This is a genomic window from Variovorax paradoxus (assembly GCF_030811855.1).
GTDB classification, from domain to species: Bacteria; Pseudomonadota; Gammaproteobacteria; order Burkholderiales; family Burkholderiaceae_C; genus Variovorax; species Variovorax paradoxus_L.
Window position 1 is genome coordinate 19050 of the sequence record NZ_JAUSRN010000017.1, and the last position, 12539, is coordinate 31588.

Here is a 12539-nt window from a genome sequence, read left to right on the forward strand (position 1 = left end):
AGTGTTCGCGAGACCTTGTAGGCCTTTTTTTGGGAATGTTTCATCGATCAAGCGGACCTGTTTGGTGACAGAGAGCTCCCGCAATGCTGGTAAACGAAGCATTGAATTTGGGAGCATTGCGTGTCGCCCGCTGTTCGTGCTTGCCCCTTTAGCCGAGGCGCGCACATCCTTCATGAATTTTGTCCTCCCGATCTTTAGCAATCGGAACGCTCCTAGGGTGACGTGCCCTCGCAAAAGCCTCGCACGTCATACGTCTACATCCAGCGCACGGGAACTTACTAATGGCCAGTCTTGTTCAGCCGCCTCCAAATGAAAACACAGTTCCCTGTCGTCCAGGGGACTTCGAGACGGTCAGTTCGGCTCATTTCCTAAATCAGGCTCCCTGGCAGGTGCCATATGAGTACGGGACGGTTTGCTACCGTGCCGCTGAAAGAGCAGAGGAGCGATTGCTGCTGGACCAGAACATCCTTGGTGTCGAGCTGACACCAGGGATCGTACGAGTTCAAGTCGATTCCGGGCGCAAATCAAGTAACACAGTGCTCGCGGGCGCGCTCTATTTTGTTCGTGCCGGGTCTGTGCTTCATGTCCAGAAAGAACAGCCGATCGACTTTGTATTCGCGACGATCGACACCGAGAATCTAAATCGGATCTGGGACGAGCTTGGAGGCAGTGGTTCAGTTCCCCATCTGGAGTTCAATATTGAGGACTCCTTGATCCAGGAACTGGCGTGGAAACTCAGAAAAGCATTTTGCTCGGACGTCGTTGACGTGGGGTTGGTGGCATCAGATTTTGTCCGGCAGGCAATCACCAGGCTCGTGCAGAAAGAGGATGGAGGACATCGCCGATTCAGGTACAAGTTGGCACCGTATCAGCTGCGATCGGCGCTTGAATTCATCAACGAGAACCTTGCTTCCTCGCTGAAGGTCGAGATGCTCGCCAACGACCTTGCCCGCTGCAGCGGCTTCTACTTCGCACATGCCTTCACGGAGATGTTGGGTTGTTCACCTCACCAGTACATACTGGATCGGAGACTGTGCTCCGCCCACGAGCTGATTCGGCTTTCTAAGTGCTCCTTGGCCGAAATCGCCTACACCGTCGGATTCTCTAGTCAAGCTCACATGACAACGACGTTCTGCAAGAGGTTCGGCGTTACGCCGGGCCGCCTGCGCCAGTCCGTGAGAACCACCACTCACTTGCACAAAGTCCGCGGTGTTCAACAAATCGTTTTCGACGCAGATGAGGACGATTTTTCTGGTGCTCTGACGATCTCCAGCCAGTCGAGTCGTGTAAGCATTCAGTAGTCGTGACTAGGGGTCAAACTGCCTGCCTCGCGTTTGAAGAAAAATCGAGACAACAGGGGACCTGGTGAACTGGGACTCGGACAGCTCGAGCGAAGAACCAGCACGGTTCAAATCAGATTGGTGCGATTTGGGTTGCCCATTTCAGACTTGATTGGCGGTCGCATGCGGAGAGTCAACGCGTGATACGAACTCTCAGTTGGATAGGTACGACGGCCCGGTCTTACGAGGGCTCAAATTCAACGTCGCGTTGTTCATGAATCGAAGTTTGGGCCGGGAGTGCCATTGTTTCGGCCCCTGTCGCTGGCGTACAGTCCCGGCAGCCCCTCCGGGCCACGTCGGCCAAGTTAGTCCGAAATCACGATAACCCTTCGTGCCCGACGTTTTCCAAAGCCCTGCGCGCATGCTGAAGGTTCATTGTCTTCCGAGAGCAGGAACTTGTCGGATGCCATGCGCCTCACCCAACCCGGCGCTCGGAACTGAGCCGTCATTCACAGTTGAAATCTCACCAGGTGCCTTTTTGGCTTCTGCTTTCAACGTAGGGCGAAGCAGGAAGTGAGCGAGTGCTGGCAACAGAATGAGCGCGCCCAGCATGTTCCACAGGAACATGAATGCGAGCAGGAGTCCCATATCCGCTTGAAACTTGATCGGGCTCGCAACCCAAGTGATAACCCCTGTGGCCAACGTTGCACCCGTGAGCATGACAACCTTGCCCGTAAAGAGAAGTGCACTGTGATAAGCCTCAGACAAAGTTGCACCCTGGCGCAGGCGGGTCAAGGTTACGGAGAGAATATACAAGGCGTAGTCGACGCCAATGCCGACCCCCAGGGCAATTACTGGCAGAGTCGCAACCTTGACGCCGATGCCCAGGGCCACCATGAGCGCCTCAGCTAGCATTGAAGTCAGCATCAGGGGGAGTACCGCTACCACCACCGCTCTCCATGAACGGAAGGTGATGAAGCACAGGGTCACCACTGCGGCATACACCACGAACAACATGAGCCACCAGGCATTTTTCACGACAATGTTTGTCGCGACCTCAATGCCGGCCGAGCCGGCCGCGAGCAAAAACTGAACGTCAGCACTGTCGTTGTTGCGAGCGAACTGCTCCACGTGAGAGACCACTCGTTCCAAAGTGGCGGCCTTGTGATCGCGAAGGTAGACATTGAGAGTTAACAGGCCGCAGCTTTCGCTATATAGCTCGCGCGGCGCGCCAGCGGCGATCGTGTTGATCATGTCCTGGTTGTGAAGAAACTCATACCACTTCGGATTTCCCTCATTCAAACCGGTGAGAACGCGCCGGCTCAGCAGTGCGAGGGAACTCGTGCTTTCGACACCATCCAGCTGGCGCAGCTCCCATTCCAAAGTGTCCACCTTATTCAGTGTCTCGTACCTGGAGCACTGGCCGTCGGGCGTCTTGACCATGACTGCTAGTACATCGCTCGATGCGCCGTACGCAGAGTTGATGAAGTTCACATCTCGGTTGTAGCGACTATCGGGACGAAGCTCTGGAGCGCCCGGGTCCAGGTCCCCGACCTTGAGCTGGGTGCTTGCTGCAATGCCGATAGCGGCCAGAATGGCAGAAAGCAATATCGCCCGGGAGGCCCACTTTCGTTGCGTGAAAAGATCAAGGAAGCGCCAGATAGGCTTGGTAGAGGTGTTCTGTTCTGCGCGAAGACTTCGCGCTGCAGCCTTGGCGCTCACCCCTGTGTAGCTCAGCAGAATCGGGAGCAAAATCAGATTGGTAAAAATTAGAACTGCCACACCAATTGAGGCTGCAATCGCTAGTTCTCGGATGACCTGGATGTCAATTACTAGCAAGACGGCAAAGCCCACAGCATCGGCCAGCAGGGCCGTGAGCCCGGCCACGAACAGGCGGCGGAAGGTGAACCTCGCCGCAACCAGCCTGTGGGTGCCGCGGCCTACATCCTGCATGATCCCGTTCATCTTCTGTGCTCCATGGCTCATCCCGATTGCGAACACGAGAAATGGCACGAGGATCGAGTAAGGGTCGATGGAGTAACCCAACGCAGGCAGTAACCCCAACTGCCAAATGACGGCGATTAAGGAAGCCAAAACCACGAGTGCCGTGGATCTTGCGCATCGTGTGTACCAGAAGACGGCAGCTGCAGCGACCAAAACTGCCACTCCGAAGAAAAGCAGAACGGCACGCACGCCATCCATCAGATCGCCAACAATTTTGGCGAATCCGGTGATGTGAATCGTGACTCCCTGGGCCTCATACTTGGCACGAAGTGCCTCAAGCTTCTTTGAAAGAACCGCATAGTCCAGTGTGTCGCCCTGTGCGTCTCTCGCCATCAGCGGTATGTAGATGACGCTCGACCTGCCGTCCAGGGCAACCAGTTGGCCAATCTCTCCTGAGCGAGCAATGTTGGCGCTCAACTCCCGCAGACTTTGATCGCTACCGTCGTATCCCTCCGGGATGACCGGGCCGCCATCAAGGCCTTCTTCAGTGACACCGACCCACCGAGTGCTTGGTGTCCACAAGGACTTCATCTGAACTCGGTTTACGCCTGGTGTGAGGAAGATTTCGTCGCTCAATTGCCGAAGCACTTCCAGATACTTGGCGTCGTAAATGCTTCCCGACGGGTTCGCCACTGCGACTCGTACGGCATTGCCTAGTCCGGTCAGGTCGTTCTGATAACGCAGGAAATTCTCGATGTAGGGATGATGGGTCGGGATCGTCTTTTCGAAGCTGGCATTCACATGCAGTCGTGTCGTCTGCCAGCCGAGCAAAATAGTCACCAAAAAGCAAAGCAGAACGACGATGCCGCGATGATTGAAGAGCGCCCGTTCGATTGCTGAGCCGGTGGTCGTGTCGAAGTCTTCCAGTCTGCGAGGAGGGGCATCTTGGTCGAGAAGGGAAGGAGTCATTTTTTGTTTTCCGAGTTGACCATTACTGCCCCGTGTCCACCGAGAAGTAGCACTTGCTCAGGGCTCACTGACAAGATGGAAAACAGGGGCGGGAGGCCAGCGCGCTCTACGGTCAAGATGTTTGGTGAACCAGTGGGAGCCGTGGTCAGGAGTTCACCGCCCATGGTCGCGAGCAGAACTTGCCCACTGCTGCGGACCGCTGAGGCAGTGACAGAAGAGGTCTGCGGAGCTACCAGTTGGCTCCAGTTGATACCGCCGTCGACAGAACGCCATACGTTGCCGCGCATGCCGCCAAGGAGGATGTCCTGAGTAGTTGCCAATTCCGCCGTAAAAAAACTGCCGTGATAGGGGGTGCTGATGCGTCTGAAGGTGGCACCTGAGTCATCGGAACGCAGTGCAAGACCCTGTTCTCCCGCCAGAAGAATTGTGCTGCCCTTGGCACGAACTGCATACCAATGCAGGGCCTTGGGGTTCGGAAGCCTTGTCATCCATGAACGCCATGTCTTGCCTCCATCCTCGGTGTAGAAGGCAAGGTTGTAGGCGCCCACGATCAGCACGCGCTGTGCGTCGAAAACGTGTAGATCAAGAAACGGCTTATCTGCACCGTCATTCACCAATCTTTGGGCTTCACGTAGCGCATTGGAGTCCTCGCTGGCTTCTGCCTCTTGGAGGACGAGGCGGGCCGCCTTCTTTCCGTCAAATCGGGGGAGCCAGCTATTGCCTCCGTCCTGGGTCGCGAGGACGACGCCCGAATGGCCCACCGCATAGCCATGATTCGCGTCCGCGAAGCGAACGGCGGTCAAGGTCACTGCCACAGGAGACTGCGCTTGCCGCCATGTCGCGCCGCGGTCATCTGAGAGAACAATGATGCCGCGTTCTCCAACTGCTACCAGGCGGTCGCCGGCCTTGGCTGCACTGAGAAGGGCCGACCGAGATGCATGCGGAGACGAGAGAGCTGGACGGTCAATCGCATCCACCGCAGGCGACGAAAAGGCGGGAGCCGCCAGTGCCCCAGCGAGAACCACCATCAGTCGGTGCCATCTCATATCAGCGGACGCCCTCACCTGCCATAGCGTCAGGCGTGAAGACGCTGTCGGCTAGCCTCTTCTGGATTTCGTACTGCGTGCCTTTTGCGTTCTGGAAGTTGGCGAAGTAGCCAACGCCAGATAGAAGATCGTAGTAGCCATAGCCCGCGGTCACCAGTCCTGGCAATTCGGGCGCCACGAAGTTGTTAACCCAAATGGCCTTCCAGAGCTGACCTTTTCCATCCCAGCGATCGACCAGCGCACACTGCCACGTGTCCTCGTCGCAGTAGTACCGGCTTTTCGTCGCTTGGTGGCGCTGGCCGGCCTTCAGAGTTGCGTCCACCACCCAAACTCGATGCAGTTCCCACCGCACATGATCTGGATTCACGAAGTTCGCTTTGAGCATTTCTTCATTGCTCTTCGGCTGCATCATCTTGTTGTTGTTGTAAGGAACATAAAGTTCCTTCTTGCCGACCAGCTTCCAGTCGAAGCGATGCAGGCTTCCGTACCAGCCGAAGACCTCGTCAAAACTCATCAAACCCGAGCTTGTGGGCGTGGGGGTATCACAGCATGGATTTGGCAGTTTTCGAACACGCCGTTGACCTGTCAGGTAGACCCAGCTCTGGTCTTTGCTGCTGTCGAGGCTGTTGCGGGCTACGATTGCCTCACCTGCGCGAATAGGCGGTCCGGAATTTTGAATCCGGATGGTGAAGAAGTCGCCCGTCTTGGCAAATTCTTCCGGCGAGCCATCCTCGAAGTAGTAGGGCATTTGCTGTTCAGCCGCGCTGTCCAAGCTCATTACGCTGCGCCCGTCAGCAGTGAACTGGTAGTGCGTGCCGGAGAACCTCCAGGTTTGGCCCTGCCACCGCAGCGTGTGGTTCCACATGACCTCTTCGCCATTCTTGGGAATTGGGAAGGGAATCCCCCCATAAACTCCTACTGGGATGCCATTGGCGTAGCTCCCTCGTGTCGCATTCTTGTAGGTGTTCTCGTAGACCCAGGCAGGCGCGGCCGCTGTGCGGTGAGTTGGGTACACATCGATGCGGTAAGTGTCGGGGTACCGCTGAAGCATCGCTAGGGTTCCGTCAGCCAGCTTCTCGGCGTACTGCTGGGCATTTTTCGCGGTGATCGAGAACAGCGGTTTTTCGTCTTTGAAAGGGTCGCCGCGTTTGCCGTTGGGCTTGTCACCCGGAATCGGTTTGGTGTACCCACCGGTCCAGGCCGGAATTGTGCCGTCCTTGCTGCCTGCTTTCTCGCCTCCAAAGGGCGTCAGGTCAGACTTCAGTTTCGAGGCTTCTTCGGAAGTGACGCCTGCGTAATTTTGAGTTGCGATTAATAGTGTGGCCAGTGCAATGGCCAACTTGCGGGGGATGGGGTGCATGTAGACTTCCTCGAAGGATGAATGGTTTAGAACGTGCGTCGCACCGAAAGCGAGACATATTTGCGATCGGCAAGAGAGTTGCCCCAGCCATAGTTGGGATTGGTGCCGACGGCCGGTGAGTAGTCGATGTACGGGACTGACTTACCGATGTAGTGCGTGTAGTTCAGAGATACCTGCCAAACGTTGAGGTACATGGCATCAATTCCGATAGTGGCACTACCAGTCCCCTTTGCGTCCCAGCTGGTGACGGAAGAACGTCCCGCGAGGATGTAGCGCAAGCCGATAGGTATGCTGATGTCGAGCCCTGGCATAACCTGTCGATATGTAGGCGTGTAGACAAGCTGAATTGCCGCCGCGTCGCGGGTTCGACCCGAGTCAATGGTGTGGTCCGGATCTTTCATGGAAAGCACCCGGTTCCACGCAATCTCCCCAATCAGTCCAGACTCATTGGCAATGAAGTTCGGGCCGAAGTTTGCAAGCCACGACAGGTTTACATGCGCGGTTCTACCGATGGGGCGACGCAGCTCTTCTTGCCCGGGGAAGAACCCATAGAGGTTCTGGCCGCCTCGCAGCGGCATGTTGTCGCGCACAGAGGCCTCAAGAGAGACATTGGTGTCGCCAAACGAGCGCGAAACGCTCGCTCCAACGACCTTTACGTCCTCTCCAAAACGGTAGTACCAATTTCCAGGGAGATATCCGTTGGCATTTGGCGCGCCAAGGGGATTTAGCTGGCCATAGAGCTGACCCCCCTTGTCGTGGTACTGGGCGTAGTAGAAACCGAGGTCGGTCTCATTGACGCGCCATTTAAGTTGAAGCCCGAACTGTCCGGAGTCCTTGGGCTTTCGGTCGGCGCCTGCCGCCAAGTCATAGCTGCCACCAGGACCCAAGTTCAAGAGCTGCGGATAGGGCGAGCCGCCCCAGACTAGATTGGACGAAGAGAAGTAGCTACCAGCCGGCGGAAGACGGTCCTCTTTCCAGCGGAATTGATAGTAGGCGCCGACCGAAACGTCGGACGACAGCTGCAGCTGGGCTGAGATCTGGGGAACCGGGCGGATGATTTCCTTGAACTGAGCGTTTGGCGAAGCAAGCAACTTGTAGATGTCGATAGGCCCCTGTGCGCGTGAGATGGCGTTGTCACCAAAGAAGAGGCTTTCACCCCATTGGAGAGAGTGCTGCCCAAGGCGAGCTGTCAGCCTTTTTCCATCCCCAAAGTCCCAGCCTCCGAAGACGAAGGCGTCAAGAACTTCTGCCTTGCGGCCTGCTCCGCGTTTGGTGTAATCGGTAAATACGTTGTATGGCGACTGTCCATTCATGGGGTCGGTGGCATCGCTGCGCCCTCGAACTGAGTGGTCATACCATGCCGCGAGACCGACTCTCACGCCAAAGTTTCGCTTGTATACAGCGTCGAGCTCAGTCAAGAGGTCTACGCGTTGCGAGACGAACCCTTTCTTGCGAAAGTTGTCGTCGCCCGCATTGAAGGAAAGGCCGGTGGGAGCACCACCCGAGAAGGAGTCCGCCAAGCCAGGATCGGCGTTGCGGAGGCGATAGATGGTCCCGATCTTGACTGTGTTGTCGAAGCGGACCGACAAATCAGGATCGCCTGTATCGAGTTCTATCGCTTGGGCGATAGTCGAACTCAGCAGACAGCAGGCCATCACAACTCCAGGCGGGGCTCGCATTCTTTGTTTCTTCATTTCGGCTTCTCTCCTAAATTTGACAAATCTTTCGGGTCATCATCCTGATACGCAGACCATTTCAACCCGGAGATGAGATGGTCTCGTTCATGGCTATCGCTCTGCAGGCCATCGCTGGCGTCGAAGCAGAAGTTTGTGGCGAAGAGCCAAAAGTTCTCTTTCAGGAAGCTGCTAAATCATGCGAGCGATGTCTCGGTGTCAAAGAGAGCCGGCCCGCGATGCACGTTCAACGCCATCGCGCCGCGGCGAATCTCAAGGTGGATGTCGCTCGCGACGGCGAGGTCAGGAGCCAGCGTGAGCGAGACGAACTCCGCCAGCTGATTGCCGCTCTTCGGGTCGACGCCTCTCCCGTCGACCGAACGGCGCTACTTGTGAACCAGGTTGTTATTCAAGCCGTGAGATTCCGCGCATGCTCCCAGCACTTGCCGCTTCGGTTCATCCGCGTGGCGGCGCCGGCTCAGGCGCTTGGAGTCTTCCATAGGTGTCCACCTAAATCCTTGGGGACACCATCGTCGTAGTCACTCGGGTCAAGCTCAAGACGGGATCACCGCGCGCTGGCCGAGCTCCGCGTTCCTGCGCAATGGGTGGTAGAGGCCGCCCTATGTAGACGAGCACGTGGGACCTGGCTTCTTGCCTTGTTCGGTAGACCTTGCGCTGGGCTGTTCGGTCTTCATGCCTAAGAAGAAGCTCTCTATTGCAGCGCTGCTTCCAACCGGCGCGAATGAATCTAGGGGACGGTCCTCTGTCGACTGAAGGCTTCGGATGCGCCCATGTCGATCGGAACGAGGGGACAGCAGGTTCTTGAAATATTTGCCCCAAGCTGATGGGTAACCTTCGCACGTCGGTAAATCTCCGATCTAAAGAGTGTGAAGGGCTTGCGGCTTCGGCTGAAAAGAGGATCCATGACAACAACCATATCTACCAACAACCCCATGCTGACGAGCGCGAACAAGCTCAAGCTCGCGGTCTTCGGCTTCAATGGTGGCGCCGCCTTTACGAACCACCCGGATCGCTATGTCCCGACATGGGAGAGCAACGTGCGCATCGCCCAGATGGCTGACCGACTTGGCATCGAGGGTGCGATCTCAGCTTCGCGTTGGAAGGCGTTCGGCCGTGATGGTCACTATTCCGGCGATCTTTTCGAGACGTTCACTTGGGCAGCCGGAATCGCGGCTTCGACGAAACGCCTTTGTGTGATGAGTACCGTCCACCTCTCGGTGATCCATCCCATCATTGCGGCCCGAGCATCCGCCACGGTCGACCTCATTTCCAAAGGCCGCCATGGCCTGAACCTGGTTTGTGGCTGGTACCCGGATGAGATGGGGATGTTCGGGTCTGAAATGGGCGATCACGAAGACCGATATGCATTGGCGGAGGAGTGGGTGCCGCTGTTCGATCGACTGTGGAAAGAGGAGCAGAGCTTTGACTTCTCGGGAAAGTTCTACAACCTGAAGAAGGCAATCATCCAGCCGAAGTCTCCCTTCCCTCGCCCGGTTCTGATGAACGCGGGTGGGTCGGAGCGCGGGCGAGAGTTCGCTGCAAACAACGTGGACGTCGCATTTATCGTTCCGCAGGATCCGAGGCCGGAGGCGCTCAAAAAGCAGGTGGACTTTTACCGGACCTTCGCTCGCGAGAAGTACGGCAAGGAGATCAAGGTCTGGATGTCCTGCTACGTCGTACAGCGCAACAGCGTTCAGGAGGCGCGTGACTACGTGCAAGACTATGTTGTCAATCATGGCGATGAAGAGGGCCTTGACTCCTTCATCTCCAACAACATTGGCAACGCCAAGAACGTGCCTGAGGGTGCGATGCAGCAAATGCGATTCGCAATCGCTGCGGGCTATGGCGGCTATCCGTTGCTGGGAACCGCCGAGGACATTTCTTCAACGCTCTCGTCCATTTCCGACGCCGGCGTGGAGGGGGTCTTGCTGACTTGGCTTGACTATGAAGGTGGTCTCAAGAATTTCGGCGACACCGTGCTTCCATTGCTTGAGCAGGCCGGTCTTCGTGTGCCTGCTGAACCGTTACCGGTGTGACCTGGCGATATGGGTCGGATCCGAGCTTTTAGATCGTGACCACGAGGCGATGGCGGGATATCCGACGCGGTGCCCGCATATCGCCTTTTCAGCACTGGGTGTGATTTTTATTTCAAGCACGGTAGCGTTGAGAGCAAGGCGCCGCCACCGAAAGGCATGAGTATGAGCAACGGTGAAAAGACGCAAGTTGACCTCCTTGTCACTGCGGGATGCATCGTGACCGTGGACCGCGATCGTCGCATTTTGCGAGACGGCGCAATCGCCATCAATGGGAGTGACATCGTCGCGGTTGGGCCACGAGATGTGCTGGTAAACCAGTATGTAGGACGCAGGAGAATAGACGCTCCTCAGGGACTCGTTACCCCTGGATTGATAGATGCCCACAACCACCCCGTCGATTACTTGATCAAGGGTGCCGTAGACGACACACCACAGATGGTTCGGTTGCGGGACCGCGTTGTTCCCTACGAGGATCAACTTTCCGAGGATGAAGCCTATGCCTCCAGTGCGGCGACGTTCATAGAGATGATTCGCCAGGGGACGACCTGCTTCGCCGATGGTGCTGGCCCACACCCTGGCGCGGTGGCCCGGGCCGCATTGGACCTAGGGATCCGTGGCATCGTGGCACGCAAGCTGGCCGATGTGGCTGGTCCTTTCGGGGGGCGGCTGCAGGACACCGATGAAGCTATTGCACTGGCCAACGACACAGTGGACAGGTTCCACGGCGCTGGCAATGGCCGGCTGCGGGCGTGGTACGACATCGATGCTCCCTCGGTCGTCAGCGCGCGGCTGGCAGAGATGGTGCGTGATGAGTCTCGCAGACGCGGCGTTGGCGTTATCTCACATCTGGTTGGTCGCCGTGCAGCGCCTGGGCAGCCCGAGGTGACCGCCAATGCGGAGATCGACCACCTAGAGCGCGCCGGTCTTCTCGGGCCGAGCACTCTCTTGGCGCATATTGGATGGATTCCTCCGGGAGACGTGGAGCGGTTGCTTCGAACAAAGACTTCCATAGTGCACTGTCCCGGTTCGAGTCTGGTGGGTGGCAATGGATGGGTCGCCCATGGCGTGATACCAGAGTTGATGGCGGGCGGCGCCACTATGGCGCTTGGCACCGACGCCTCCATCATCAGCCGCTATCTCGACATGGTTCGAATCATGTATGTGACGGCGGGAGCCCACAAGGATGCGCGCCGGGACCCGCTGCTGATGAACCCATACCGTGTTTTCGAGATGGCAACTCTTGAGGGGGCGAGGGCTATTTGCTGGGACGAGCGCATAGGGTCGCTTGAGGTGGGTAAAGCCGCGGACCTGGTTGTTTTTGATACCAGCTCGCCGCACTGGTGGCCCGAACCATTCGCGAACCCCGTGCCCGACCTCGTTTACGGTGGAAGCGGTCGAGATGCACGCACTGTTGTGATCGACGGCAAGATCGTGATGGAGGATGGAGAGCTTCTCGGAATCGATGTCAACGCAATTGGCGAATCTGTGCGTAAGGCTTCGCATGCGTGCTTTGACCGGCTCGGGACCAGGCCTTCAGGCAGATGGCCGGGATGAATCAAGCCTATTGCTTGTCGTCCACGGCACCTGCGCCAAGTGCACAGAATCAACTTCCCGAATCGTTCAGGAAAAGCGTCATGGAACTAGAAACTCTGAACAACGAATTCAAGCTGGCCATGCGAAGGCTCGCTTCGACGGTTGCAATCGTGACGTCAGGAGGTGAGGAGGGCTGGACGGGAATGGTTGCCACCGCCGTCACTTCGGTCGCGGTGAATCCGCCGACGGTCCTCGTGGTGGTCAACCGCAACGCTAGCCTGTCACCCGTCCTGATGCGAGAGGGTCGATTTTGCGTGAACTTACTTTCACAGCGACATGCGCGAATCGTTGGTGCATTCAGCGGACAGAAGAAAGGCCGTGAAAGGTTCGAGGAGGGGCCTTGGACTTCCTCAGAGGGGGGGATTCCAGTTCTGACTGACGCCGTCGCCAGTCTCATCTGCAAAACCGTCAACACCCTGGAAATGGCAACTCATACGATCTTCGTCGGCGAGGTGACTGACGTTCACTGCCACGATCAGATTGACCCCCTGATCTGGGTAGATGGTCACTTGGCACGAGCGGAATCGGTCGCTGCCTGAGAGCTGGGGCCCCAGAAAATCCCGTACACAGCAGTTCCTACTATGAAGGGCGATCAACCTCACTGGGTGGGAATTCAG

8 protein-coding genes are annotated in these 12539 nt (G+C 57.1%); 4 read left to right on the forward strand and 4 right to left on the reverse strand.

Going from position 1 to position 12539, the window contains the following annotated elements; genetic code table 11:
• Window positions 1-281: 281 nt before the first annotated feature.
• Window positions 282-1301: a helix-turn-helix transcriptional regulator gene (locus tag J2X92_RS25060; protein WP_307579819.1), complete on the forward strand. Its 1020-nt coding sequence runs from the start codon at window positions 282-284 to the stop codon at window positions 1299-1301.
• Window positions 1302-1712: 411 nt separating this feature from the next.
• Here J2X92_RS25060 and J2X92_RS25065 read toward each other — a convergent pair whose 3' ends face one another.
• The 4 genes from J2X92_RS25065 to J2X92_RS25080 are packed head-to-tail and all read right to left on the reverse strand — an operon-like array spanning window position 1713 to window position 8293.
• Window positions 1713-4193: an efflux RND transporter permease subunit gene (locus J2X92_RS25065; RefSeq protein WP_307579821.1), complete on the reverse strand. Its 2481-nt coding sequence runs from the start codon at window positions 4191-4193 to the stop codon at window positions 1713-1715.
• Entirely contained in the window at window positions 4190-5239 is a 1050-nt protein-coding gene (locus tag J2X92_RS25070; protein WP_307579823.1) for a WD40/YVTN/BNR-like repeat-containing protein, read from the reverse strand. The genes J2X92_RS25065 and J2X92_RS25070 overlap by 4 nt, the downstream gene beginning before the upstream one ends.
• A 1-nt stretch (window position 5240) precedes the next feature.
• Window positions 5241-6599: a DUF1329 domain-containing protein gene (locus J2X92_RS25075; RefSeq protein WP_307579825.1), complete on the reverse strand. Its 1359-nt coding sequence runs from the start codon at window positions 6597-6599 to the stop codon at window positions 5241-5243.
• 26 nt (window positions 6600-6625) lie between these two features.
• Entirely contained in the window at window positions 6626-8293 is a 1668-nt protein-coding gene (locus J2X92_RS25080) for a DUF1302 domain-containing protein (RefSeq protein WP_307579827.1), read from the reverse strand.
• 902 nt (window positions 8294-9195) lie between these two features.
• Here J2X92_RS25080 and J2X92_RS25085 point away from each other — a divergent pair.
• From J2X92_RS25085 to J2X92_RS25095, 3 genes are all read left to right on the forward strand, one after another.
• Window positions 9196-10329 (forward strand): LLM class flavin-dependent oxidoreductase, encoded by a 1134-nt coding sequence (locus tag J2X92_RS25085; protein WP_307579829.1) that lies wholly within the window; start codon window positions 9196-9198, stop codon window positions 10327-10329.
• A gap of 69 nt (window positions 10330-10398) precedes the next feature.
• The gene (locus J2X92_RS25090) at window positions 10399-11883 is read left to right on the forward strand and encodes an amidohydrolase family protein (RefSeq protein WP_307579832.1); all 1485 of its coding nucleotides are present in this window, start codon (window positions 10399-10401) and stop codon (window positions 11881-11883) included.
• An 80-nt stretch (window positions 11884-11963) separates the two neighbouring features.
• Complete coding sequence (locus J2X92_RS25095) at window positions 11964-12461, forward strand: flavin reductase family protein (protein ID WP_307579834.1); 498 nt, start codon at window positions 11964-11966, stop codon at window positions 12459-12461.
• The last annotated feature ends 78 nt before the right edge of the window (window positions 12462-12539 follow it).